Annotated in this window: 21 protein-coding genes and 1 tRNA gene; 10 read left to right on the top strand and 12 right to left on the bottom strand. The window is 72.0% G+C overall.

Translation table 11 applies throughout. From position 1 onward, the window contains the following. Nucleotides 1-223: 223 nt before the first annotated feature. Together ACIPN7_RS26095 and ACIPN7_RS26100 are read right to left on the bottom strand one after the other, a co-directional pair. A complete protein-coding gene (locus tag ACIPN7_RS26095) occupies nucleotides 224-1,459 on the bottom strand; it encodes a sensor histidine kinase (protein ID WP_400549452.1) in 1,236 nt (411 codons plus the stop codon). A gap of 16 nt (nucleotides 1,460-1,475) precedes the next feature. After that, a complete protein-coding gene (locus ACIPN7_RS26100) occupies nucleotides 1,476-2,249 on the bottom strand; it encodes a response regulator transcription factor (RefSeq protein ID WP_400549454.1) in 774 nt (257 codons plus the stop codon). 173 nt (nucleotides 2,250-2,422) lie between these two features. On the opposite strand from ACIPN7_RS26100, the gene ACIPN7_RS26105 reads away from it, so the two are divergent. From ACIPN7_RS26105 to ACIPN7_RS26115, 3 genes are all read left to right on the top strand, one after another. After that, nucleotides 2,423-3,904, top strand: a complete 1,482-nt coding sequence (locus ACIPN7_RS26105; RefSeq protein WP_400549456.1) for a hemolysin family protein — start codon at nucleotides 2,423-2,425, stop codon at nucleotides 3,902-3,904. After that, a complete protein-coding gene (locus ACIPN7_RS26110; RefSeq protein ID WP_400549458.1) occupies nucleotides 3,901-4,947 on the top strand; it encodes a hemolysin family protein in 1,047 nt (348 codons plus the stop codon). Before ACIPN7_RS26105 ends, ACIPN7_RS26110 begins: the two co-directional genes overlap by 4 nt. 117 nt (nucleotides 4,948-5,064) lie before the next feature. Then, complete coding sequence (locus tag ACIPN7_RS26115; protein WP_400549460.1) at nucleotides 5,065-5,928, top strand: M15 family metallopeptidase; 864 nt, start codon at nucleotides 5,065-5,067, stop codon at nucleotides 5,926-5,928. Nucleotides 5,929-5,935: 7 nt separating this feature from the next. Here the strand turns inward: ACIPN7_RS26115 and ACIPN7_RS26120 are convergent, their stop codons facing one another. From ACIPN7_RS26120 to ACIPN7_RS26140, 5 genes are all read right to left on the bottom strand, one after another. Beyond that, nucleotides 5,936-6,601 carry a CYTH domain-containing protein gene (locus tag ACIPN7_RS26120; RefSeq protein WP_400549462.1) on the bottom strand — a complete coding sequence of 222 codons (666 nt, stop codon included), beginning with the start codon at nucleotides 6,599-6,601 and terminating at the stop codon, nucleotides 5,936-5,938. 54 nt (nucleotides 6,602-6,655) lie between these two features. After that, nucleotides 6,656-7,216 (bottom strand): STM3941 family protein, encoded by a 561-nt coding sequence (locus ACIPN7_RS26125; protein WP_400549464.1) that lies wholly within the window; start codon nucleotides 7,214-7,216, stop codon nucleotides 6,656-6,658. Nucleotides 7,217-7,318: 102 nt separating this feature from the next. Beyond that, nucleotides 7,319-8,140 carry a TSUP family transporter gene (locus ACIPN7_RS26130; RefSeq protein ID WP_400549466.1) on the bottom strand — a complete coding sequence of 274 codons (822 nt, stop codon included), beginning with the start codon at nucleotides 8,138-8,140 and terminating at the stop codon, nucleotides 7,319-7,321. Between the two features lie 128 nt (nucleotides 8,141-8,268). Then, a complete protein-coding gene (locus tag ACIPN7_RS26135; protein WP_400549589.1) occupies nucleotides 8,269-9,255 on the bottom strand; it encodes a TerC/Alx family metal homeostasis membrane protein in 987 nt (328 codons plus the stop codon). Between the two features lie 195 nt (nucleotides 9,256-9,450). After that, nucleotides 9,451-10,080: a TetR family transcriptional regulator gene (locus tag ACIPN7_RS26140; protein WP_400549467.1), complete on the bottom strand. Its 630-nt coding sequence runs from the start codon at nucleotides 10,078-10,080 to the stop codon at nucleotides 9,451-9,453. 101 nt (nucleotides 10,081-10,181) lie between these two features. On the opposite strand from ACIPN7_RS26140, the gene ACIPN7_RS26145 reads away from it, so the two are divergent. From ACIPN7_RS26145 to ACIPN7_RS26155, 3 genes are all read left to right on the top strand, one after another. Next, the gene (locus tag ACIPN7_RS26145; protein ID WP_400549469.1) at nucleotides 10,182-11,630 is read left to right on the top strand and encodes an MFS transporter; all 1,449 of its coding nucleotides are present in this window, start codon (nucleotides 10,182-10,184) and stop codon (nucleotides 11,628-11,630) included. A gap of 347 nt (nucleotides 11,631-11,977) precedes the next feature. After that, nucleotides 11,978-12,466 carry a hypothetical protein gene (locus ACIPN7_RS26150; protein ID WP_400549471.1) on the top strand — a complete coding sequence of 163 codons (489 nt, stop codon included), beginning with the start codon at nucleotides 11,978-11,980 and terminating at the stop codon, nucleotides 12,464-12,466. A 59-nt stretch (nucleotides 12,467-12,525) separates the two neighbouring features. Beyond that, nucleotides 12,526-13,257, top strand: a complete 732-nt coding sequence (locus ACIPN7_RS26155; protein ID WP_400549473.1) for a tyrosine-type recombinase/integrase — start codon at nucleotides 12,526-12,528, stop codon at nucleotides 13,255-13,257. Between the two features lie 97 nt (nucleotides 13,258-13,354). Here ACIPN7_RS26155 and ACIPN7_RS26160 read toward each other — a convergent pair. Further along, nucleotides 13,355-13,430: transfer RNA gene (locus ACIPN7_RS26160), tRNA-Arg, on the bottom strand. Nucleotides 13,431-13,645: 215 nt separating this feature from the next. On the opposite strand from ACIPN7_RS26160, the gene ACIPN7_RS26165 reads away from it, so the two are divergent. The 4 genes from ACIPN7_RS26165 (at nucleotide 13,646) to lysA (ending at nucleotide 18,908) form a co-directional block, all read left to right on the top strand. After that, nucleotides 13,646-14,239, top strand: a complete 594-nt coding sequence (locus ACIPN7_RS26165) for a SigE family RNA polymerase sigma factor (protein ID WP_400549475.1) — start codon at nucleotides 13,646-13,648, stop codon at nucleotides 14,237-14,239. Beyond that, nucleotides 14,239-15,780 carry a hypothetical protein gene (locus ACIPN7_RS26170; RefSeq protein WP_400549477.1) on the top strand — a complete coding sequence of 514 codons (1,542 nt, stop codon included), beginning with the start codon at nucleotides 14,239-14,241 and terminating at the stop codon, nucleotides 15,778-15,780. The genes ACIPN7_RS26165 and ACIPN7_RS26170 overlap by 1 nt, the downstream gene beginning before the upstream one ends. 108 nt (nucleotides 15,781-15,888) lie before the next feature. Continuing rightward, complete coding sequence (gene argS, locus ACIPN7_RS26175; RefSeq protein WP_400549479.1) at nucleotides 15,889-17,550, top strand: arginine--tRNA ligase; 1,662 nt, start codon at nucleotides 15,889-15,891, stop codon at nucleotides 17,548-17,550. After that, a complete protein-coding gene (gene lysA, locus ACIPN7_RS26180) occupies nucleotides 17,547-18,908 on the top strand; it encodes a diaminopimelate decarboxylase (protein WP_400549481.1) in 1,362 nt (453 codons plus the stop codon). Before argS ends, lysA begins: the two co-directional genes overlap by 4 nt. 39 nt (nucleotides 18,909-18,947) lie before the next feature. Here lysA and ACIPN7_RS26185 read toward each other — a convergent pair whose 3' ends face one another. From ACIPN7_RS26185 to aceA, 4 genes are all read right to left on the bottom strand, one after another. Then, nucleotides 18,948-19,718: a hypothetical protein gene (locus ACIPN7_RS26185; RefSeq protein ID WP_400549483.1), complete on the bottom strand. Its 771-nt coding sequence runs from the start codon at nucleotides 19,716-19,718 to the stop codon at nucleotides 18,948-18,950. Nucleotides 19,719-19,779: 61 nt separating this feature from the next. After that, nucleotides 19,780-21,531: a D-alanyl-D-alanine carboxypeptidase family protein gene (locus ACIPN7_RS26190; RefSeq protein WP_400549485.1), complete on the bottom strand. Its 1,752-nt coding sequence runs from the start codon at nucleotides 21,529-21,531 to the stop codon at nucleotides 19,780-19,782. A 274-nt stretch (nucleotides 21,532-21,805) separates the two neighbouring features. Next, nucleotides 21,806-23,656, bottom strand: coding sequence for a malate synthase A (aceB, locus tag ACIPN7_RS26195; RefSeq protein WP_400549487.1), 1,851 nt, complete (start codon nucleotides 23,654-23,656; stop codon nucleotides 21,806-21,808). After that, on the bottom strand, nucleotides 23,656-25,014 hold the full coding sequence (gene aceA, locus ACIPN7_RS26200; RefSeq protein WP_400549489.1) for an isocitrate lyase: 1,359 nt from the start codon (nucleotides 25,012-25,014) through the stop codon (nucleotides 23,656-23,658). The genes aceB and aceA overlap by 1 nt, the downstream gene beginning before the upstream one ends. Nucleotides 25,015-25,248 lie beyond the last annotated feature (234 nt).

The raw sequence follows: 25,248 nt of genomic DNA on the forward strand, positions 1-25,248 counted from the left end.
CAAAGAAGTAGGTTCGTCATGTTTCTCGCACCCAGAGCAAAACCAGGGCAACGTTCGGCCTCGAAGTCGCCAACGTGGTGTTACGGGGTTTCGCCCGGCACGGACAATCTTTGGCGTCTGTGACAGAAATCACGGGACTCCGTCTCACGTTCTGGCCCCGCGCAGCCCTAGGCTGCTGGGTTTCTCACCGGACGCCGGACGCCGCCGGGCGCCGCCGCAGTCCTCAGACCGTGTGAGTCGTCGTGACACCCGGTGCCGGGTGGGCCCGCGCGGGGAGCGTGACCCGCATCGTCGCGCCCCGGTCGGAGTCGACCACCTCGACGTGCCCGCCGTGCAGCTCGACCGCCCAGCGGACGATCGCGAGGCCGATCCCGGTGCCGCCGCTCGACCCGACGGTGCCCGACCCGACCGTGCCGCCGGCGCCGCTCATCGTGTCGACCAGGGACTCGTCGACGGTGCCGGCCCGGCCCTTGTCGCCCCGGTTCCGGCCGCCCCGCCGGCTGACGCCCCGGCCGCCGTCGCCGCGCCCCGCGTCCCCGCGCTGCGCGCCGGTCGACCCGGTGCCGCGGACGAACCGCTGGAAGATCCGCTCGCGGTCGGCGGCGGCGATGCCGGGCCCCTCGTCGCTCACCTCCAGCACGATGTCCGACCCCTCCGTGCCGTCCACGGGGTACGCGTCCAGCCGGACGACGCCGCCCTGCGGCGAGTGCCGGATGGCGTTCTGCAGCAGGTTGATGACCACCTGGTGCAGACGTTCGGCGTCGCCCTCGATGGTCAGGTCCTCCGGGGTGACGTCCACGACGTAGTGCAGGTCCTTGGCGGCGTCGACCATCTGGAGGTCCTCGGCGCAGTGCTCCAGGAAGTCGCCCACGGCGACCTCGCCGATGTTCAGGGCCGAGGCCCCCGCCTCGATCCGGGAGAGGTCCAGCAGGTAGGTGACGAGCCGCGTCAGCCGCTCGGTCTGGGCGTGCGCCTGCTCCAGCGCGGCCGGTGTCGGCTGCACCACGCCGTCGACCATGTTCTCGAGCTGCGCCTGGAGCGCGGCGACGGGCGTGCGCAGCTCGTGCGACACGTTCGCGATGAGGTCGCGGCGGGTCTGCTCGACCGAGGCGAGGTCCTCCGCCATGCGGTTGAAGGCGTGCGCGAGCTGACCCACCTCGTCGCTGCTCGTCGCGCGCACCCGGCGGGTGTAGTCGCCGTCGGCCATGGCCTGGACGGCCTCGGTGATCTCCCGCAGGGGCGACGTCATGCCGCGGGCCAGGATCTGGGTGACCAGCAGCGACAGGATGATCGCCAGGGGGAACGTGCGGCTCGGCCCCAGGGACGCCTGGAGGCCGAGCCAGGTGATGAGCACCGCGGCCGTCACGGTGGCCGCGACGAGCACGCCGAGCTTGATCTTGAGCGAGCGCAGGGGGTCGAGCGGCCGCACGTCGGGGACGCGGGGCACGTGCGGTCTCATCGGAACGACACCCGCGCTACTGGTTGGCGGGCGGCTCGAACGCGTACCCGACGCCGTGGACGGTCCGGATCAGGTCCGGGCCGAGCTTGCGCCGCAGCGCCTTGATGTGGGAGTCGACGGTGCGGGTGCCGCTGGCGTCGGCCCAGTCCCAGACCTCGGCGAGCAGGCGCTCGCGCGTGAGCACGGTCTTGGGGGAGCCGGCGAGCATGACGAGCAGCTCGAACTCCGTGGGGGTCAGGTGCACTTCCTCGCCCCCGCGGTAGACGCGGCGCTGGGCGCGGTCCACCGTCACGTCGCCCATCGTCATGGGCGGGTCCGCGGGCGTGGTCGCGGCGGCCTGCGCCGCGCGGTCGACCCGCCGCAGCAGCGCCTTGATCCGGGCAACCAGCTCGCGCATGGAGAACGGCTTGGTCATGTAGTCGTCGGCGCCCACGCCCAGACCGACCAGCATGTCGGTCTCGTCGTCGCGCGCGGTGAGCATGAGGATCGGGGTGGGGTGCTCCGCCTGGATGCGGCGGGTGACCTCGAGCCCGTCGATGCCCGGGAGCATCACGTCGAGCACCACGAGGTCGGGGCGCAGCCGGGAGGCGGCGTCGACGCCGGACAGGCCGTCGCGCGCGACCTCGACGCGCCAGCCCTCGGCGGACAACCGCTGGGCGATCGCAGTGGCGATCGTGGGCTCGTCCTCCACCACGAGGACGGTCGCGCTCTGCTGACCGGTCGAGGTGGCGGCCGACGCCGCGCCGGGCTGCTGCGGGGCCCCAGACGGCTGGGGAATACCAGATGACATAGGTCAATCATGCCCGTACCTGCCTGATAAGACACTGAAGCCAGCCTGAGAGTCGGACCCCGAGGCGCTCCGTGCCCTGTTCCCGCTACGATCTATCGCACGATGATCGAGCGATATCCAGACCGAGAACCCTGGACGAATCAGGCCCCCTGCAGTGCCCTCCGGAGGGCGAGATGACCGGCGACTGGATCATGGTCGCCGTCGGCGTTCTCCTCACGGCCGGTACTGCCGTCTTCGTGGCCGGGGAGTTCTCCCTCGTCACCATCGACCCCGCCGTGATCGGCGACTCCGACGACTCGGAGGGAGACAGACCCGGCGGGTCCAGGTCTGCCTCCTCGTCCGGTCCGGGCCACGGTGCCCGGGCCGGTTCCGGCGCCCAGCCCGCCTTCGGGCACGGCATGCGGGACCGCAGCGTGCGCACCGCGCTGCGCCACCTCTCCACCGAGCTGAGCTCGGCCCAGGTCGGCATCACGCTGACCACCATCCTGCTCGGCTACACGGCCCAGCCGGCGCTGAACTCTCTGATCTCGTCCGCCCTCGGGTCGACCCCCGTGCCGACGGCGGTCTCCGCCGGCCTCGCGGGCGTCCTGGCCCTCATCCTGGTGAACGCGTTCTCCATGGTCTGCGGCGAGCTGATCCCCAAGAACTTCGCGCTGTCGGCCCCGCTGGCCACCGCGCGGCTCGTGGTGCCGATCCAGCGCGTGTTCACCATCACGTTCAAGCCGCTGATCGCGGTGCTCAACGGTTCGGCCAACGCGCTGCTGCGCCGCCTCGGCGTCGAGCCCCGCGAGGAGCTGTCCGGGGCGCGCTCCGCGTCCGAGCTCGCCTCGCTGGTGCGCCGCTCCGCCGAGGAGGGCACGCTCCAGGAGTCGGTGGCGACCCTGCTGACCAACTCGATCGAGCTGGACACCCTCAGCGCGCGCGACGTCATGACCGACCGCCTGCGCATGTCCGTCGTGGACCGGGACGCGACGGCGGAGGACGTCGTCGCCCTCGCCCGGCGCACCGGGCACTCGCGGTTCCCCGTGATCGGGGACGACCGCGACGACATCGTCGGCCTGGTGCACCTGCGCCGCGCCGTCGGCGTGCCGCACGACCGGCGGGCCGAGGTGCCCGCGGCCGCACTCATGGTGGACGCGCCCCGCGTCCCCGAGACGGTGCGCCTGGGGCCCCTGCTCGTGGAGCTGCGCGGGTTCGGGCTGCAGATGGCCGTGGTCGTGGACGAGTACGGCGGCACGTCCGGCGTCGTGACGCTGGAGGACGTCGTCGAGGAGCTGGTGGGCGACGTCGCCGACGAGCACGACCCGCGCCGCGCCGGGGCCTCCCGCGCCGCCGACGGGTCGTGGATCGTGCCGGGCGTGCTCCGGCCCGACGAGCTCGACGAGTACACCGGCATCGAGGTCCCGGAGGGCGCCGCGTACGAGACGCTCGGCGGCCTCGTGATGGCCGAGCTGGGCCGCGTCCCCGTGGTCGGCGACGAGGTCGTGGTGGGGCAGCCCGGCCCGCAGGGCCTGCACGCCCGGGTCACCCTGCGCGTCGAGGCCATGGACGGCCGGCGTGTCGAGCGCCTCCGCGTCCGCCCGCTGCCCGACGACGCCCCGCCCGACGGCGCCGGTCTCGACCGGACCGGATCCGGGAAGGGGGCGAACCGATGAGCACCACCACCGCACTCGTCATCGGCCTCGTGCTGCTCGCGGGGAACGCGTTCTTCGTGGGCGCCGAGTTCGCTGTCATCTCCGCGCGCCGCAGCGCCATCGAGCCGCTCGCCGCGGCCGGCGACCGGCGCGCCGTCACCGTCCTGTGGGCCATGGAGCACGTGTCGCTCATGCTGGCCTGTGCGCAGCTCGGCGTGACCGTCTGCTCCACCGGGCTGGGCATCGTGGCGGAGCCCGCCATCGCGCACCTCCTGGAGGGGCCGCTGCACGGCCTGGGCGTGAGCGAGGACCTCACGCACCCGATCGCGCTGGTCATCGCCCTGTCGCTGGTCGTGTACCTGCACGTCGTGCTCGGCGAGATGGTGCCGAAGAACCTGGCGGTCTCCGGCCCGGACAAGGCGGTCATGTGGTTCGGGCCGCCGCTGGTGCTCCTGGGCCGGGCGCTCCGCCCCGTCATCGTCGGCCTGAACTGGATCGCGAACCATGCGGTGCGGCTGGCCGGCGTGGAGCCCAAGGACGAGGTCGCCTCGGCGTTCACCGCCGAGGAGGTCCAGTCCATCGTGGAGCACTCGCAGGCGGAGGGTGTGCTGCGCGACGAGCAGGGCCTGCTGACGGGCGCCATCGAGTTCTCCAACCGCACCGCGCGCGATGTCATGGTGCCGGTCGACGGCCTGGTGGCCGTGGACGAGACGAGCACGCCGGACGACGTCGAGCGGCTCGTCTCGAAGCACGGCTTCAGCCGGTTCCCCGTCGTGACGCGCCGGGAGAATGGTGACGAGCTCGTCGGCTACCTGCACCTCAAGGACGTCCTGTACGCCACCGGGCCCGCCCGGTTCGAGCCGGTCGCCGTCTGGCGCGTGCGCGCGCTGGCCGCTGTCGCGCCCGACGACGAGGTCGAGGACGCGCTGCGCGTGATGCAGCGTTCGGGCTCGCACCTGGCGCGGGTCGAGGGACCGGACGGCGAGGTGCTCGGCGTGGTGTTCCTCGAGGACATCCTCGAGGAGCTCGTGGGCGAGGTGCGGGACGCTATGCAGCGCCGCTGACGGCGGCGCGGCGCGACCGTCCACAGGCCGGGCTTGGCAGCCGGGCCGACCCAGGTTAATGTCACGTGCACATAACGGAACGCGAGGGGGCCGCGGACACATGACGACGGAGGACGAGTGGAGTCCACGGCTGTGACGAGTGCGCCCGTGCTCATGACGCGCCGCGAGCGGCGCGAGGCGGAGCTGCACACGCAGGCGATGCGCAAGGTGACGTCGTTCGACCGGCTGGTCACCGGAGCGGTCCCCAGGGCACCCCGGCCCACGTCCTCGGTTCCCGCCGGGCAGCGGCTCATCTCCCGGGCCGCCGTGGTCGGCACCCTCGCGGCCGCGACCATCGCGGCGCCGTTCGCGCAGGCGGTCGACACGCCGGGCGAGTCCCCGTTCGACGTCGAGGCGCCGCCCACCGGGCCGACGGTGCTGGACCTGGTGACGCAGCCCGTGGAGCGGCCGGAGACCTCGGGCTCCGTGGTCCGCGCCGAGGCCCTCACCCGGCCCGAGTCGGCCGCCAGCCGCTCGCTGGACCGCAGCCCCCTGCCGAACTGCGACGTCAACGCCTCCGTGGACGGGACGAACGGCGGGCTCGCCGACCACTCGCTGTGCGAGCTGTGGCAGCCGGGGGAGTACCTCCGGCCCGACGCCGCGATGTCGCTCAGCGCGCTCAACGAGGCGTTCCGCGCGTCGTTCGGCCGCGAGCTGTGCCTCGTGGCGAGCTACCGCGACCTGAGCACGCAGTACGAGCTCAAGGCCTCCCGCGGCTACTACGCCGCCTCCCCGGGCACCTCCATGCACGGCTGGGGCCTGGCGATCGACCTGTGCTCCAAGGAGACGGGCGACAGCGACGTCTTCTCGTGGCTGTGGGCCAACGCGCCGGCGTACGGCTGGCAGAACCCGTCCTGGGCGCAGCTCGGCGGCAGCAAGTACGAGCCGTGGCACTGGGAGTTCGTGACCGGCGTCGTCGAGAAGGGCGAGTGGCGCGGCTAGCGGTACCTCAGAGGCGCAGGTGGGTGTTGGGCCCGAAGTCCTGCCGGAACCTCGGCCCCTGGTCCGCGAGCTCCGCGGCGAACGACGGCGCCCACGCGCTGTAGGGCTCCATCGCCAGCGACTCGTTGGAGAACCGGCGGTCGTCGGTGATCTCGGTGACGCAGAAGTCCGGGATCTGCAGGCCGGTGACGGGGCCGGAGCGCTCGCACTCGGCCACCACCAGCGGGTGGTTGGCCCCGCCGAAGACGTCGATCGACCAGCCGTCCGCCCCGAGCCACGCGGCGTACCGGACCTTGACGATCGGGGCGCCGCCGCGGCGCACCAGCTCGACCCCGACGCTCGGGTCCAGCTCACGTTCCGCCTCGTAGCGGGTGCCCCCGACCGCGGGACCCTTCACCGTGACGGCGGCGAAGTCGATGTCGAGGGCGTGCGCCCGCAGCAGCTCGGCGGGATCGGCGTCGCCGTCCAGCTCGACGTCGATGTCGCCCGCCTGGACCCGGACGCGCAGGGCGTAGCCGTCGTCGGCCAGGAAGTAGGACTGCACGATGAGGGCCGGCGCGTCCTTGAGCTCGGCCGGCAGGTCGCGCACGAAGAACCGCCGCTCGAACTCGAAGTCGGCGTAACCCCGGTCGGGGTCGGCAGCGGCAGGCTCGTCGAAGAGTTCGTCGCTCATGAGAGGTCCCTCGCCATGCTCGGCAGATGATTCTCGGCGGATGGTCCTAGAAGTCTACGCAACCGGCTTCGCGTGGGGTGCACGGCCGGCGACGAACCCGGTCAGCGCCGCGGAGAGCTCCTCCGGACGGCTGGCGATGCTCCCGGGCTTGAGGACCACCGGGGTGCCGACCATCAGAGAGTTCACCGAGGCGGCGATGCGCCGGACGAAGGTGCGCTGGCGGACGACGACGGCTCGCGGGTCGGCGACGTCGACGGCGAGCACCCGCCGGAAGACCAGCCGGGCCTCGCGGACGCCGGTCACCTCGGACCAGAGCACCTGCTCGACGCCCAGGTTGGGCAGCCAGTCGGTGAGGCCGTCGTCGTCGAGCGTGAGCACGGGCCACGCGGGCAGCAGCAGGCGCCGCACCACGATGAGGCCCAGGCCGGTGAAGACCAGCACGCCGATCGCGCTCACGGAGACGACGGTCAGCGCGGCCGGTGAGCCGCTGGCCTGCGCGGCGTCGAATCCGAGGCGGGTCGCGATCGCGCAGAGCACCACCAGCGCGAGGGCGGCGAGCGCGAGCGTGACGACGTGCGCTCGGGACGGGTAGAAGTCGACGGATTCGTCGGGCATATCCGGACACTAGCGGCCCGCGGGGGCGGATCGGTAGCCCGCGGGCGCGGGCCGCGGGCGCCGACTGCGGGCGAGCCGGGCGCGGGCGAGCCGGGCGCGGGGTCAGGTGAGCAGCAGCCGGGCGCCGGCCGCCGCCGTCGCCACCAGCACGAAGGTGCTGAACACCGGGCCCGAGATGCGGTGGGCCACGAGCTTGCCGAGCAGGAGCCCCGCGACCATCCCCGGGAGCAGCACGAGCGAGACGTGCAGCGACGCGGGGGAGACGAGCCCCAGCCCCGCGCTGAACGGCAGCTTGGCCACGTTCACCGTGAGGAAGAACAGTGCGACCGTGCCCAGCAGGCCGGCGCGCGAGATACCGGCCCGCAGCAGGTAGAGGCTCATGGGCGGGCCGCCGGCGTTCGCGATCATGGTCGAGACCCCGGCCGTGGCGCCGAGTGCGGCGCGGGCGAGCCGGTCGCGGGGACGGGTACCGCCGGGGGCGGCGTCGCCGTCGGGCACAGGGCCGGGCGTGGTAGCGGTGGGACGGGGCGGACGACGGCGCGCGCGGCGCGCGGCGAGCTGACGGCCCAGGTCGCCGAGCCCGGCGAGGAGGAGCAGCGCTCCGACGATCCGGGCGCTGACGTCGGGCGGGGCCCAGCGCAGGGCCGCGAAGCCGACGATGAGTCCGAGCGTGACGCTGGGGAGCAGGGCCCGCAGAACGGGCCAGCGGACGTTCCGGCCGTACGTGCTGACGGCGACCAGGTCGCCCACGATGAGCAGGGGCAGCGCCACCCCGGCCGCCTGGACCGGCGGGAGCACCGAGGCGATGAGCGCCGCGCCGAGCGCGCCCAGCGGCGGCAGCCCGGTCTTGGACAGGCCCATGAGGAGTGCGGCGATCGTGCCGCCGACGACGACGGGGATCGTGAGGTCCAGTGCGGTGTCCATGACGGGCTGGACTCTACGGCGGAACGACGACGGCCCGCCGTGGCCGCCCGCCTCGCGGGACCCTCCCCGACGTGTCAGACGTACAGGTCACCCGAGGGACCTGTACGTCTGACACGGGGTCGATCGGGTCAGTGCGCTCCGGGTCCGGCCTTCTCGACGTCGTCGGCCTTCTCGACGTCGGCCTTCTCGTCGTCGTTGCGGGTCGCGTGGAGGCTGGTGAAGGTGACGATGACGAGCACGCCGATGATCACGGCGAGCGAGGCGAGGGTCGGGATCTCCGGCACGCCGGCCCAGATGCCGTGGGCCCAGTGCAGCACGAGCTTGACGCCGATGAAGGCCAGGATCGTCGCGAGGCCGTAGCCGAGGTGCACCAGCTTGCTCAGCGCACCCTGGAGCACGAAGTACAGGGCGCGCAGGCCGAGCAGGGCGAAGGCATTCGTCGCGAACACGAGGTACGGGTCGCTGGTGATGCCGTAGACGGCGGGCACCGAGTCGACGGCGAAGACGACGTCGGCGGCGAAGATCGCGACGACCACGACCGCCAGGGGCGTCAGCATCCGCTTGCCGCCCTCACGCACCGAGAGCGCGGGGCCGCGGTAGTCGTCGGTGACGGGCATGAAGCGGCGGATCACCTTGACCGACCGCAGCTCGGAGACGTCGATCGCGTGGTCGTCGCCCTTGACCTGGTCACGGAGGATCTTGACCGCGGTGGCCAGCAGGATCGCGCCGAAGAGCAGGAAGGCCCAGCTCAGGTTGGCCAGGACGGCCGCGCCGAGCGCGATGAAGACGCCGCGGAGCACCAGCGCCCCGACGATGCCGAGCAGGAGCACGCGCTGCTGCAGGGCCTTGGGCACCGCGAACGCGCTGAGCAGCAGCATGAACACGAAGAGGTTGTCCACGGAGAGTGACTTCTCGACGAGGTACCCGGTGAGGTACTGCACGCCGGTCGACGATCCGAAGGTGGCCCAGATCCAGCCGCCGAACGCGAGCGGGAGAGCGATGTAGAAGGCGCTCCAGCCCAGGGCCTCGCGCATCGAGACCTCGTGCGGGCGCCGGGTGATGAGGAAGTCGACGACGACCAGGGCGATGACGGCGACGATGGTGACGGCCCACATCGTGGGGGTGGCCACCGTGGTCAGGCCGGAGGCAGGGGCAGCAGAACTCGTCAGCGAGGCGAGCAAGGAGTCTCCAAAGATAGGTCGGCTCCGAGGTCTCCTTCGCCTTGCTCAGCAAGGCCGCCGCCCGAGGCGCTGGTAGCGCCGTATTGACCGGGACGATGTTTGGGAAGTACTCCCCCCGCGGGGCAGAGTCTACGACACGTCTGAGACTCCGGTCGGGCGCCGCACGGGTTCGTCCGACTTCTCGGGCCCGGATCGCCCCTGGTCACCCTGTACGAGGCGGCGCACGCTCTCGACGACGACCTCGCGACGGCGGGCGCGGCTCGGCTGCCGGACCATCGCGAGCTCCGGCGTGTGCAGGTGCCAGCCCATCATCAGCGCCCGGACCTCCGTGAGCAGCTCGAGGGGCGAGTAGTCGGCCGTCAGCAGCCCCGCGTCCTGGGCGTCCTTGATCGCGGTCAGCTTCGCGTCGTTGGAGGACATGATCGCGTCCAGCCGGCCGGTGGGGCGTTCGAGCTGGTACCAGGTGGTCAGCCGCAGGGTGGTCGGGTTCGCCTCGTACAGGTCGAACGCCCGGCCCGCGTAGCCGGGCAGGTCGGTCGGGTCGAAGTCGACCTTGTCCACGAACGCGAGCACGCGTTGGGCGAACACGGCGTCGAACAGCTGGTCCTTGCTCCCGAAGTGCTTGTAGATGAGCGCCTTGTTCGCCGGTGCGGTCTCGGCGATCCGGTCCACTCGCGCGCCCGCGATGCCGTAGGCGGAGAACTCGGCCTCCGCGGCGTCGAGGATGCGGGCTCGGGTCGCCGCGGAATCTCTGGCCATGTCACCACCTTAGTTAATAACTGGTTAGTTGCCAAACGTGCCCGACAGTGCTTCACTGGAGAAACAAACTTGTTAGTTACTTGCTACGAAAGGCGACTCCCGTGTCCGAATCATCCAGCCTGGCCGGGCCCCGCACAGGCCGCCGGGGCGTCGTCCTCGCGGTGATCCTCGGCTGCCAGCTCATGATGACGCTCGATGCCTCGATCGTGACCACAGCGCTGCCGCACATCCAGCACGAGCTCGGGTTCACCGACTCGGCGCTGTCGTGGATCCAGAACAGCTACGTGCTCGTGTTCGGCGGCCTGCTGCTCCTCGGCGCCCGCGCCGGCGACCTGTTCGGTCGCCGCCGCGTGTTCTCCGCCGGCGTCGTCGTCTTCACCCTCGCATCGCTCCTCGCCGGCCTCGCGCCCACGGCGGAACTGCTGATCGCTGCACGTGCTCTGCAGGGTCTGGCCTCCGCGTTCGCGATCCCGGCAACGCTCGCACTGCTCGTCCAGAGCTTCCCCGCGCCCGAGGAGCGCTCCCGCGCCATCGCGGTATACAGCGCCGTCATCGGTGCCGGCGCCAGCGTCGGCATCATCGTCGGCGGCGTCTTCACCCAGTTCTGGTCGTGGCGCTGGGGTCTGCTGATCAACGTGCCCATCGGCGTGCTCGTCGTGGCGCTCGCTCCCCGGGTGCTTCCCCTGGCCGAACGCCAGCGTGGTCGCATCGACGTCCCCGGCGCGCTCACGATCACGCTCGGCATGTCCGCGCTCGTCTACGGCCTGGTCGAAGCGGCCGAGAGCGGCTGGTCGAGCTGGCGCACGACCGTCCCGCTCGCCGCAGCCGTGCTGCTCCTCGTCGCCTTCGTGCTCGTCGAGCGCCGACAGGCCCAGCCGATCATCCCGTTGCGTCTCTTCGCCAGCGTCCAGCGCTCCGGCGCGTACCTCGGTCGCATCCTCATCGTCGGTGCGATGTTCTCGATGTTCTACTTCCTGTCCCAGTACCTGCAGAACGTCCTGGGCCTGAGCCCGCTGCAGACCGGCTTCGCCTACATCCCGATCACCGCCATGTTCTTCGCGATGGTCTACGTCGTCAGGATCCTGGGCGCGCGGATGAGCAAGCCGGCCCTGCTGGTCGCCTCCCTGGTGACCGCGACCGTCGGCATGGCGTGGCTGAGCCGTCTCGACTCCACCACGCCCTACTTCCCGCAGATCGTGCTCCCGCTGCTCGTCCTCGGCGTCGGCCAGGGCATCGCGATCATCCTGCTGACCGAGTTCGGCATGGCTGACGTCGGCGGGTCCGACGCCGGCGCGGCCTCGGGACTCGTCAACACCGCCCACCAGATCGGCGGCTCGATCGGGCTCGCGCTCCTGACCGTCGTGTTCGCCGCGGCCGTCGGCCATCAGCCGGACCCCGACGCCGTGGTGCAGGCGCAGGGCTACTCCGCCGTGTTCCAGGTCTCCACGCTCTTCTACGTGGGTGCCGTCGTGGTCAGCATCGTGCTCCTGGTCGCCGAGCGTCGCCGGCGCCAGGCCCGCCCGCAGTCCGACGCTCTGTCGGCGGGCTGAGGCGACCGGGACTCCGGTAGCGCCCGGCGTTCTCGGTGCTCCCGGTGACGACGAAGGGTCTCTGAGCAGCCGGTAGGCGGTTCAGAGACCCTTGGTCGTGTGTGGTGCGCCTGAAGGGATTCGAACCCCCGACCTTCTGCTCCGGAACATCCTGGATCGGTCCGGATTGGCAGGAGCTAGCGGTTGTCGTGCCGCGGTTCCCCCAGAAAACCCGGTCTCGCGCGGTCTGTTCTGATGCTCCGGTGGGGAGATCGGTGGGGGAGTCCTGGCGCCAGGGCTCGGGCAAAGTCGTGGCAGTGTCCATGGGCAGCTCGGCTGCGTCTGCGGCGATTTGAGAGACTTCTGCCATGGGATCTTGGGGAACTTTGGGGCCCGCGCTGTTGTCTCTGGCGGGTGTTGTGCTTGGCGCGGGCGGATCGTTGTTCGGGCAGTACCTGGTGTCACGGACGAACACCCAGCAGTCGCGGATACAAGAGTCAGCCGCGCACCGTGCGGAGCTGAAGAGCGTGATCTTGAAGTTCCTGAGCATTGCGTCGCAGGTGGTCAAGGCTGCGCCCACGCTCCCACCCGCCGACGTCAGCGCAGCCGATCCCGTGATCGACCGGCTCGTCGATGACCTGTGGCTTGTGCAAGCGGAGATCGACCTTTCGGCCAGAAGCGAGCACTTGCGCGGTGCTGCCTATCGTTATGCGGCCCGACTTGCCGAGGCAGCCCGAGGCGAACTGGCCGACCCGTCCGCGCTGCGCGGGCCGCAGGTGCAGTTCTTCGACGCCGCGTATGACGACATGTGGCCAGGTCAGCGACGGGCGGCTGGGGATTCCTTCACACCTCGGTGAGTCGATCTTGCCGCGGCTGACTTTGCCGGAGGCACGCCTTGCTCTCTGCGGTGCTTACGGTGGCCGTTAGCGACGGGCTCATAGACACCAACATCGCGCGCGTGGCTCGCCGGTTGTCAGGTGACAAGATGGCTCGCCGCGACCGCCATGTCGGCCAGACCATGACAACTGATCAGCTCGACGGCCTCGTCACCCTGATTCGGGAGATGGAAGGTGGCGACCGGTACGCGCTGATGGTCGAGCTGATGGGTTACGCCGGCCTCCGGTATGGCGAGGCAGCCGGCCTGTGCGTCGGTGACCTCGACCCCCACAGGGGGCTGATCGAGGTGCAGCGCCAGGTCACGGAGGTGTCGAAGGACCAGAACGAGACACTTTCCTCTGAGTACCGGCGGGTGGGGAATCTGCTGTGGGGACCGCCGAAGGGAGAGAAGACCCGCATTGTGCCGATGCCTCGTCACATGGTCGCGGTGCTGCAGGCGCACACCTCGGGGCAGGGGAGGGGCGAGCTCGTCTTCCGGTCCGAACGTGGCGACAAGGTCATCCGGGGGAACGTGCTCAAACGGCGAGTGAACTGGAGGAAGCTCGTCGCTCGGCATGGGTTCGCCGGCTTCCGGGTGCACGACCTGCGGGCGACAGCGGCGACCAACTACCTTGCGGCCGGCGTGCCGGTGAACGTCGTGCGGGACATCCTCGGACACGAGGACATCAAGGTGACCAACCTCTACGCCCGGTCGCACGACGACGCGCTCACCCGGGCCGCCGCGGCCATGGACAAGTACGCGGGACGCTGACCTGTGGTGGGGAGATTGGTGGGGAACCACTCCCGGCTCGGGACAGCGAAAGGGCCCCTCATCTGGCGTGATGCCTGGTGAGGGGCCCTTTTCCGGGTGGTGCGCCTGAAGGGATTCGAACCCCCGACCTTCTGCTCCGGAGGCAGACGCTCTATCCACTGAGCTACAGGCGCGTGACCGCTGTCCGGGAGTCGATGCTCCCCTAACGGCCGAAGCGAGACTACCAGGTGAGCGGCCTGGAGTGTGCATCGGACGCTGTGACCCGCGCCGGTGCGGATTGCCCGGCAACCTTCTTTCGACCGTGTGCGTCTGTGTGCCGTGAATCTTCGAAGTGCTCGAGACCTGAGGCGTGCGGACGGGTACGCGGACGACGAACGAGGTGGTGGACATGGTGAGTGACGACGCGGGGGTCCTCGACGATCCCCGTGCCCGGGTGGTGACCACGGGCACGACGGCGGAGCGGTTCACGACGTTCGCCAGGGAGCGGTCGCCCGAGCTGTCTCGCATCGCCTATCTGCTGTGCGGCGACACGCACCGGGCCGCCGACCTGGTGCAGCTCGCGCTGGAACGGACCTACCGGGCCTGGAACCGGGTGGGCGACGGCGACCCGTTCGCCTACGCCCGCCGGGTGATCGCCACGGCCCGGATCGACAGCTGGCGACGGACCCGGCGCGACGTCCTGGTGGCCCCGGCCGACCTGCGCCCCGGTGCCGCGTCGGACGGTACCCAGCACGTCGTCGACCGCGACGCGCTGGTGGGGGCGCTCCGGCTGCTCCCCGCAGGGCAGCGGCGCGTCGTCGTCCTGCGGTACCTGCTGGACCGGTCGGAGAAGCAGACGGCGGAGGACCTCGGGATTTCCGTCGGGGCCGTGAAGTCGGGCGCGTCCCGAGGCCTCGACCGGCTACGAGCTGTCCTCGGCACGGACGAGTCGGCGGCCGCCCAGGCCGGCACACCGAACACCTCGCGAAAGGAGGCGCAGTGATGAAGGAGCAGAGTGACACGCTGGTGACCCTGATCCACGACGCCGCGGGCCAGGTCGCGCCCGTGGCCGGGATCGACGGCGAGATGATGGCCCGGCGAGCGATCCGCCACGAGCGCACCCGGCGCGGGGTGATCGGCGGCGCCGTGGCGCTCGCCGTCGCGGCGGTCGTGACCGTCGGCGGCCTGGTCGCGACGGGCAGGCAGGCGCTGCCGGCCGGCTGGCCCTTCGGGGACGGGTGGCACGACGTGTCCGGGGGCGGGCTGCTGCTGTCGGTGCCGTCGGACTTCGAGGCGTACGACCAGGGCGAGGGCTACCCGTCCTGGGGCACGGACGAGAAGGACGGGGCGTTCGACCCCGCGGCGGTGACGACGGCGGTGACGGTCGTGCCGGTCGACGAGGGTGACGCGCTGACCGGGGCCGACGGCGACCTGGTCGAGGCCGACGTACCGGGCGCGGTGTCTGCCCGGTACCTGGTGATGGAGGAGGGCTGGACAGGCGGTCCGGAAGGAGCGCTGGACGTCGAGCTCGAGTCCGGGCGAACGGTCCGTGTGCTGCTGGTCCTGCCCGCCGCCCCGGAGTCCGCGGCGCTGTTCGAACGACTGGTCGAGGGCGTCCGGGTCGACCCCGACGCGACCGACGAGGACGTGGACGGGCAGCGCCCGATGCTCGACGTCATCGAGGAGCACCCCGCGGACTGGGCGGTCCAGGAGCACCAGGGCCTGAGCTTCGCCGTCCCGGGCGACTGGGTGGAGGACGAGCTGTCCGCGACCCGGGAGGACAACTGGCCGACCGTGTCGATGGACGACGCCGACGGGGAGCTGCGACTGCAGGTGACCACGTCCGGGGCCACGCAGGTCCCGGACGAGGAGTTCGGGTACGCGTACGGTCTCGACCTGCCGCCGGGTGCCGACCGCGCCGGCGCGGAGCTGGACCCGCGGGACGGGACGCTCCACGCCTTCGTCGAGGTCCGGCGGGCCGAGGGCCGCACGTACACGATCGACGTGTACGTCCCGGAGGGCGTGGACGGCGACCAGGTCGTGAGCACGATCGCCGGCAGCCTGGAGTTCACACCGGAGGCGGACGACCTGCCCGCCTACGAGGAGCTGATCGACGCCCAGGCGCTCGTGGACGCCGCGCCGGCCGTCCCGCAGGACTGGGTGGTCGTGTCGGACGTCCCGGGGATCCGCCTGCGGGTGCCGTCGGACTGGATCGACCAGGGCGGAGGCGACGGCACGATCGCGCGCGGCGCCCCGGGTGACCAGGGCGAAGGCGTGGGCGCCTCGATCGAGGAGGCCGGGATCCTCGGCAACGGCGAGATCCCGGTTGGCGGGTACCGGCTCGACGTCCCGGGAGCGGAGCGTGCGACCGTCCGGATGACCGACTACACCGCGTACGGGGAGGCCGAGGCCGCGGCGTTCAACGCCCGTGCCGAGGTGGAGCTCCCCGACGGCCGGTTCGTGCAGCTCACCTATGACGGGCCGCCGGACTCCGGCGAGCGGTTCTGGCAGATCCTCGGCACCCTCGAGGTGGGCACGGACTGACGTCGTGCCGGACGGCGGTGGCGCCTCCCGGTGTGGGGTGTGCCACCGCCGTCCGGTGCCTGTGGACAACCGGGGCGGGGCACGCGGCCCGGCCGATAGAATCGATCCGTGACCCCCACCGAGCTCTCCGAAGCGCTGAGCGCTGCCCTTGCCGCGGCCGTCGCCGACGGCACACTCGCCCTGCCTGCCGACGCCGTCCCGGCCTCGGTCCACGTGGAGCGACCCAGGCAGCGAGAGCACGGGGACTGGGCCACGAACGTGGCCCTCCAGCTCGCGAAGAAGGCGGATACGACGCCGCGGGCGCTCGCGGAGGACCTGGCGGCACGCCTGGGCGCGACCCCGGGCATCAAGTCCGTCGGCGTCGCCGGCCCGGGCTTCCTCAACATCACGCTCGACGCCGCCGTGGCGGGCGAGCTCGCCCGCACCATCGTCGAGGCCGGCCCGGCGTACGGCCGGGGCGAGGCCCTGACCGGCCAGGTGATCAACCTGGAGTTCATCAGCGCCAACCCGACCGGCCCCCTGCACATCGGGCACACCCGGTGGGCCGCGCTGGGCGACTCGCTGGGGCGCATCCTCCGCGCCGCCGGCGCTGACGTGACCGCCGAGTACTACATCAACGACGCGGGCGCCCAGATGGACCGCTTCGGTGAGTCCGTGCTGGCGCGTGCCACCGGTGGCGAGGTGCCCGAGGGCGGCTACCGCGGCGAGTACGTCAAGGAGCTCGCGGCCAAGGTGCTCGCGGACCGCCCGGACCTGCCGGAGCTGCCGCACGACGAGGCCGTCGCGGTGGCCCGCGAGTCGGGCTACGCGCATCAGCTCGCCGAGATCCGCGAGGTGCTGGAGAGCTTCGGCGTGCACTTCGACGTCTGGTTCTCAGAGCGCGACCTGCACAGCTCGGGCGCCGTCGAGAAGGCCGTGGCCCGCCTGCGCGAGCAGGGTCACGTCTTCGACCAGGAGGGCGCGGTCTGGCTGCGCACGACCGACTTCACCGACGACAAGGACCGCGTGATGGTTCGGGCGAACGGTGAGCCCACCTACTTCGCGTCGGACGCCGCGTACTACCTGTCCAAGAAGGACCGTGGGTTCCCGGGCAAGATCTACCTGCTCGGCGCCGACCACCACGGGTACGTCAACCGGCTCAAGGCCATCGCGGCGTGCGCCGGGGACGACCCGGAGACAAACATCGAGGTGCTGATCGGCCAGCTCGTCAACGTCGGTGGCGCCAAGCTGTCCAAGCGCGCCGGCAACATCATCGAGCTGCGCGACCTCGTCGACTGGATCGGCAGGGACGCCGTGCGCTACTCGCTCGCGCGTTACCCCGCCGACACCCCGCTGGAGCTGCAGGGCGAGGACATGCTCAAGCAGACCAACGACAACCCGGTCTTCTACGTCCAGTACGCGCACAGCCGCACGGTGCAGATCGGCGCGAAGGCCGTGGAGCGCGGCGTGCGCCGCGCGGACGGGTTCGACCCGGCGCAGCTCTCGCACGCCTCGGAGGCGGCGCTGATCGGCCGCCTCACCGAGTTCCCGCGGATCGTGGCGCAGGCCGCCGAGCTGCGTGAGCCGCACCGCGTGGCCCGCTACCTGGAGGCGCTCGCCGGCGACTTCCACTCCTGGTACAACGACGACGAGAAGCTGCGCGTCACGCCATACCCGGACGAGGAGGTCACGGACGCGCACCGCGCCCGCCTGTGGCTGAACGACGCCGTCCGCACGGTCCTGGCCAACGGCCTCGACCTGCTGGGCGTGAGCGCTCCGGAGCGGATGTGACCGGCGCGCCCTGGTCCACCGGCGTCGGTCGGCTGCCGGACGGCGCGCTGGCCGTCGCCGGCGTGGACGTCCGCGATCTCGCCGCCGAGCACGGCACGCCCGCCTACGTGCTGGACGAGGCCGACTTCCGGATGCGCGCCCGCGCGTACCGCACGGCGTTCGAGGCCGCGTTCGGCGCGGTCGGCGCGGGTGTGGACGTGTACTACGCCGGCAAGGCGCTGCTCACCGTGGCCGTCGCGCGCTGGGCGCGCGAGGAGGGGCTGCGGGTCGACACCGCCTCCAGCGGCGAGCTCGCCGTCGCGCTGCGGGCCGAGGTGCCCGGGGCCGAGATCGGCCTGCACGGCAACAACAAGTCCGACGCCGAGATCCTGCGCGCGCTGGACGCCGGGGTGGGCCGCATCATCGTGGACTCGCTGGTCGAGATCGAGCGGGTCGCGCGGCTCGCGGCGGGGCGCGGGGTCGTGGCACCGGTGATGGTGCGCGTGACCACGGGCGTGCATGCCGGTGGCCACGAGTACATCGCGACGGCCCACGAGGACCAGAAGTTCGGTCTGTCGGTCAACGCCGCGGGCGGGGCGGAGAACCCCGCGATGACCGCGCTGCTGGAGGTGCTCAAACACCCCGAGCTCAAGCTGCTGGGCATCCACTCCCACATCGGCTCGCAGATCCTGGACCCGGACGGGTTCGAGGCCGCCGCCCGCGTGGTGCTGCGCCTGCGCGCCGACCTGGCCGAGCGGTCGGGCGTGCTCGTGGACGAGGTCGACCTCGGCGGCGGGTACGGCATCGCCTACCTGCCGGGGGACGTCGCGCTCGACCCGGAGCGCGTGGCCAAGGACATCGCGCAGTCTGTCGCCGGGGTGTGCCAGGAGCTGGGCACGGGCCTGCCGCGGTTCTCGATCGAGCCCGGCCGGGCGATCGTCGGCCCCGCGGGCCTGACGCTGTACACGGTGGGCACGGTCAAGCCCGTCACGGTCTCGGCCGACGACGGCGCGGACTTCACGCGCACCTACGTGTCCGTCGACGGCGGCATGAGCGACAACATCCGCCCGGCCCTGTACGGCGCGGCGTACCACGCCGAGGTCGTGGGCCGGACGTCGACGGCGGAGACCATGCTGGCGCGGGTGGTCGGCAAGCACTGCGAGTCCGGCGACATCGTGGTGCACGAGGTGCGTCTCCCCGCCGACGTGCGTGCGGGCGACCTGCTCGCCGTCGCCGCCACCGGCGCCTACGGGCGCTCGATGGCGTCGAACTACAACATGCTGCCCCGCCCGCCCGTGGTCGCGGTGACCGCCGGGGCCTCCCGGGTGCTGGTGCGGCGCGAGACCGAGGACGACCTGCTGGGCCTCGACCAGGGCTGACGTGTCCGGGTTCCGGCCGCCGCGCGGCCGGAACCCAGGTCAGACGCCCTGGGCGTCGTCCACGTGGCACCCCTCGGCGGTGTCCGTGTAGTCGTCGATGTGGCCGTCGATCTGCTCGTTCAGGTCCTCGAGCTGCACGGTCAGCGCGTCGATCTCGGCGGCGATGGTCTCCGCCGCGGCGATGTTGCCCGCGTTGACCGCGGCCATGAAGTCGTTCAGACCTTCCAGGTAGACCACCGTCTTGTCGTCGATCTTGGCCGAGACCTCGAGCATGGCGTCCGCGTCGTCGATCGCGCCGACGCAGGCGGTCGCTGTGGTCTCGGCCCGCTCCTTGGCGATCTCCAGGTCGTCGATCGTCGCGCGGGCCTCGGCGAGGGTCTGCTCCGCGCTCGCCAGGTCCGACGAGAGCGTCGCCGCACGGGACTGCCAGTCGTTCGTCGAGACCACGCCGAGCGCACCCCACACCACGGCCGCGATCAGCAGCACCACCAGCACGAGGGTGACGGCGTGGTTCTTGAGGAACGCCACGACGCTGCCGAGCGCCTGCCCCGGTGCCGGTGCCGCGGGCCCGGCCGCGTCGTCCGCGAACGGTGCGGTGCTCTCGGCGGTCAGCACCTGGCCGGCCGCCGGCTCCGCTGCGTCGTTCGTGACCGGGTCGTTCGCGACCGGGTTGTTCGTGACCGGCTCGGCCGCCGTCGTGCTGCCGTTCGTGGCGTCGGAGACGGAGCCGTTCGATGCGTCCGGAGCCGGAAGGGGCTCGGCGGACGGGTTCAGTTCTGGAGCGCGGGTCGCGCTCTCGTCGTCGGACATGGGCGCACCGTATCCGGCAAAAAGGGCGAAAAGCCGACCTATTCGAGCCAGAGGTGAAAGATCACCCGGCCTGGTTCGTAGCCCCGCTCGCGCTGCCGTCTCCGAGCAGGCCACCGACGACGCCGCCGACCACACCCTCGACCGTTTCGCCGACCAGGCCGACCGTGCCGCCGACCACGTCCTCGACGAGGCCCGTGCCGGTGGGGGAGTCCGGGTCCTCCTGCGCGGGCGGTTCGGTCGGCGTGGGCTCGGCCGGGGCCGGCGGTTCGGGAGCCGTCGGCGTGCTGCCGCCCGGTTCCGTCGACGAGCCGCCGCCGGAGCCTCCGGTCCCACCGGATCCGCCGTCCTGACCACCGGCCGAGCCGGCGCCGGAGCCGGAATCGTTCCCGCCGGACGCCGGCCGCTTCGTCGTCGCGGCCTCCTCCGCAGGCCGGGAGCCCGGGTCCGCCGGATCGGTCCGGGACGCCGAGTCCGACGCCCAGGTGCCGACGTCGGCCGGGTCGATGGCACGGTTCGGGATGGAGCCCGCCGCGAAGAACTCGAAGTGCCACGGCTCGGGCTTGGCGCCGCCGAGCCGGGCCCAGGACGGGTTGTCCCAGCCGTAGTCGGGCGCGTGCAGGCGCAGCCACACGTACTCGGGGGAGCTGCCGCCGGCGACGGGGTCGCCGAGGTCGATCGCGAGGCCCCAGCCGTGGTTCGACGTGCCGGGGATCGCCGCGAGGTGCGGTTTGGTCCCCTTGACCACCACCTGCATGTCGTACGAGCGGTACGAGTCGGTCAGCGGGATCGGATAGCCGAACTCGTCCTCGAAGCGGGCGCTGAGCGCGGTCAGCCGCTCGGCCGCGTCGCAGCGCAGCAGGTGGCCGGGCGCGAAGGGCAGTGCGCAGAGCGCGTCCGCGGGGATGCGGCCGTTCGCGTACCCCGCGGTGGAGTCGCCGTAGGCCGCCACGGTCTCCAGCAGGTTGCGCCGCAGCGACGTGCCGGCGTCGGGCAGCGTGTCCATCAGCGCGGTGGGCGACGACGGGTCGAGCATGTTGGCGAGCCGCATCGCGGCGACGGCCACCTCGTCGAACGTCACGTAGCCCGGACCTTCCTCGGGGACGGCGCGCTGCGGCGGGAAGACGTCCGACGGACCCCACTCCGGGGCCCTGGTCTGCCGGAGCGCGCTGGTGACTGTGCGCGACACCTGCTCGGCCCGCACGACCTCGGCCGCAGGGGCTGCCGGGCGCGCATCACCCGCCGTCGGGGCCGACTCGACGCGGAGCGGCCGGTCGGCCTCGGCCAGGGCGAGCTGTTGCGCCTGGTAGGTCGTGTAGAGCATGCCGAGCTCCGCGGCGGCCTGGGCGACGCCGGGGCTGGGCGCCGAGCTCTGCCGCAGGGTCAGCTCGGCGCGGTCGAGCACGGCGAGGACCTGACTCACGGTGACGCCGTCCGACACGGCGGACGGCGCCGGCGCGGCGTGTCGGACGGTGCCGAGCCGCGCCGCCGTCTGCCCCGGGCCCGACGCCGCGGGCACCGTCGCCACGCCCGCCGTCGGCGTGCCGAGCAGCCCGGCGCCCGCCGGCGGAACGCTCGCGGAGGCGGTGACCAGGACGCTTCCGGTCACCGCCAGGGCGACGACGCCGGTCCAGGCGCTGCGGCCGTGGCGGCTCAGGGTTCCGCGGCGGCGGTCGTCCGGTCGGCGGAAGGCCGCTCCCGGCGGGGACGACCGCGGTCCCGACATCCCCGGCTCGGCAGCACCGGCAGGCCCGCCCGGACCGCCCTCGCCCGGCGTCCGGTCCGCCGGCTGTGCACCGTTCGGCTGTTCGCTCACTGGTCAACGCCCCCTTGCGTATGACATCGGCGCCGGCGGAGCACGGTCCGCCCGCCGACCGGTCGGGGCAGCGGCACGGTCGAGCGCCCCGCTGCCGTCCGTCGAAGAACGCCCAGGGTAGCGCTACTGACGGGGCATACAACAACCGAGCCCGACGCCGTGCCGGTCTCACCCCAGGGGTGGTGGGGCGCCGAGAGAGCGGCGACCGGGCACGGCGTCGGGCGGATGGAAGGGACGCCCCGACAGCGGGGCGTCCCAGCCTGAGGTCGGCCGGCTACGGCCGGTCGACGGGCGAGCCCACCAGGTGCCCCTGGTAGGCCGGGCTCGTGAGGAACGCCGGGAAGTCGTCCTCCAGGGCGACGGCGCGGAAGATCTCCGCCGCGTCGTCGATCCGGTTGCCCTGGCCGTGCGGCAGCGAGGCGACGACGTCGAGCAGGATCGCCTCGACCCGTTCCCGGGTCACCGGCTGCCGGTCGTCGTCGGTCACGGTGCCCGACGCGATCCACTGCCACACCTGGGACCGGGAGATCTCCGCGGTGGCGGCGTCCTCCATGAGGCTGTCCAGCGCGGCGGCCCCGGTACCGCGGAGCCACGCGTCGAGGTAGCGCACGGCCACCGAGACGTTCGACCGCAGCCCGGCGGACGTCACGGTCGCCCCGGCCCGCCGCGCCGACGCGACGTCGAGCAGCTCGTGCTGCCCCACGGCGACGTCGGGCCGCAGGCGGGAGACCTGGTTCGGCGCGTCGCCCAGCACGGCGTCGAACTCGGCCTCGGCCACCGGGATGAGGTCGGGGTGGGCCACCCAGGTGCCGTCGAAACCGTCGCCGGCCTCGCGCTTCTTGTCGGCCGCGACCTGCTGGAACGCCTGTCGCGTGACCTCCGGGTTGCGGCGGTCGGGGATGAACGCGCTCATGCCGCCGATGGCGTGCGCCCCGCGCTTGTGGCAGGTGGCCACCAGCAGCTCGGTGTACGCCCGCATGAACGGCGCCGTCATGGTGACCTGCGCGCGTTCCGGCAGCACGTACGAGTCGCCGCGCGTGCGGAAGCACTTGATCACCGAGAACAGGTAGTCCCAGCGGCCGGCGTTCAGCCCGGCGCAGTGGTCACGCAGCTCGTAGAGGATCTCCTCCATCTCGAACGCCGCGGGCAGCGTCTCGATGAGCACCGTGGCGCGCACGGTGCCGCGCGGGATGCCGAGCGCGTCCTGCGCCACCTCGAAGACCTCGTTCCACAGCCGCGCCTCCCGGTAGCCCTCCAGCTTGGGCAGGTAGAAGTACGGGCCGCGGCCACGGGCGACGAGCTCGGCGGCGTTGTGGAAGAAGTAGAGACCGAAGTCCACGAGGCTGCCGAGCGTGCTGCTCGTGATGCCGTTCGCGTCCGTGTAGCGCAGGTGCGCCTCGTCGAGGTGCCAGCCGCGCGGGCGGAACACGATGGTCGGGAGGTCCACGAGGTCGGCCGACCGCAGCGTGTACTCCTTGCCGCCCTCGTTCGTGAAGTTCAGCGTGCCGCGGATCGCGTCGTGCAGCGCGAGCTGCCCCTCGATCACGTTGGGCCACGTGGGGCTGGACGCGTCCTCGGCGTCGGCCAGCCAGCACCGCGCCCCCGAGTTGAGTGCGTTGATGGTCATCCTCGGGTCGGTGGGACCCGTGATCTCGACGCGGCGGTCCTCCAGGCCGGGCGCGTTGCGCGATCCGGCCACCCGCCAGTCCGGGTCGTCCCGGACCGGCCGGGTCGAGGCCCGGAAGTCGGGGTCGCTGCCGTCGGCGATGTCCTGCCGGCGCAGCTGGCGCTGCGCGATCAGCTCGTCGCGGCGGGCGTCGAACCGGTCGTGGAGCAGGGCGAGGAACGCCAGGGCCTCCGGCGTCAGGATCTCGCCGTACCGCGGCCCGACGGGCGCGGTCACGGTGATCACGCCCCGGCGGGCGCCGGTCCCCGAGGCGCCCACCCCGCCGTTCGGCAGCGTGCTCGGGGCCGAGCTCCGAGGTGCGGGCGCCGGAGCGGGAGCGGGGGAGGGCGCCGGGGCCGACGCCGTGCGGGCTGCCGGCGGTGTGCCGATCCCGGCCAGGCCGGCGTCGGCGTCATAGGGGCTGGTGCCCTGGGCGCGGGTGTCGATGGTGGCGGTCATCAGAACTGCGCCGTCTCGGTCGAGCCGGCCAGGGCGGTGGTCGCCGAGTCCGGGTTGAGCGCGGTGGCGACGCGGTCGAAGTAGCCGGTGCCGACCTCGCGCTGGTGCCGCGTGGCGGTGTAGCCGCGCTCCTCGGCGGCGAACTCCAGCTCCTGCAGCTTCACGTACGCCGACATCTGCTCGCGGGCGTAGCCGTGGGCCAGGTCGAACATCGAGTAGTTCAGGGCGTGGAAGCCGGCCAGGGTGATGAACTGGAACGTGAAGCCCATCGCGCCCAGCTCACGCTGGAACTTCGCGATCGTGTCGTCGTCGAGGTGCTTCTTCCAGTTGAACGACGGCGAGCAGTTGTAGCTCAGCATCTGGTCGGGGAAGTCCGCCTTGACGGCCTCGGCGAACTTGCGGGCCAGCTCCAGGTCGGGCGTGCCGGTCTCCATCCAGATCAGGTCGGAGTAGGGCGCGTACGCCTTGGCGCGGGCGATGCACGGCTCGATGCCGTTGGTCACCTTGTAGAAGCCCTCGTTGGTGCGCTCGCCGGTGATGAACGGGCGGTCGCGCTCGTCGACGTCGGACGTGATCAGGGTCGCCGCCTCGGCATCGGTGCGGGCGATCACGATCGACGGCACGTCGGCGACGTCGGCCGCGAGCCGGGCCGCGTTGAGCGTGCGCACGTGCTGCTGGGTGGGGATGAGCACCTTGCCGCCCAGGTGGCCGCACTTCTTCTCCGAGGCGAGCTGGTCCTCCCAGTGCACGCCCGCGGCGCCGGACTGGATCATCGACTTCATCAGCTCGTACGCGTTCAGGGGGCCGCCGAAGCCGGCCTCGGCGTCCGCCACGATCGGGGCGAGCCAGTCGCGGGTGGGGGTGCCGTTCTCGGACACGTCGATCTGGTCGGCACGCAGCAGGGCGTTGTTGATGCGGCGGACCACCGCCGGCACGGAGTTGGCCGGGTAGAGCGACTGGTCGGGGTAGGTCTGCCCCGAGAGGTTCGCGTCGCCGGCCACCTGCCAGCCCGAGAGGTAGATGGCCTGGAGGCCCGCCTTGACCTGCTGCACGGCCTGGTTGCCGGTCAGCGCGCCGAGGGCGTTGATGTAGTCCTCCTCGTGGAGCTGGCGCCACAGGCGCTCGGCCCCGCGGCGGGCGAGAGTGTTCTCCTCGCCGACCGAGCCGCGCAGGGCGACGACGTCCTCGGCGGTGAAGCTGCGCTCGATGCCGGCCCAGCGCGGGTCGGACTCCCAGGACTGGCGCAGCTCCTCGGCGGTCTGGACCTGGTCCCCGGTGCGCACGGAGGCCTGCGCCGGCACCGCGGTCGTCGCGGACGTGGTCGCCTCGGACGTGTGGTCGATCGTGGGTGCGCTCATGGCGGGTCTCCTTCTCGGGACGGAACGTTGTCACCGCGTCTGCCGGTGACGTGTTACGACCATCTGCCCTCCGCAACCCCTTCCTCAAGCAGATCCGCGCAGAAGTTTTCGTTTTCTTCTGTTGATCGGAAGCCTTTGCCTATGTCACCCTCAGTCATGGCAGGAAGCACCGAGAATCGCGGAACCGCCCGAAACGCGACATCCTCGCGTTCTCCGCAGGGCGGGCAGAGCGCC

This window comes from Promicromonospora sp. NPDC090134 (assembly GCF_044746965.1).
Taxonomy (GTDB): Bacteria; Actinomycetota; Actinomycetes; order Actinomycetales; family Cellulomonadaceae; genus Promicromonospora.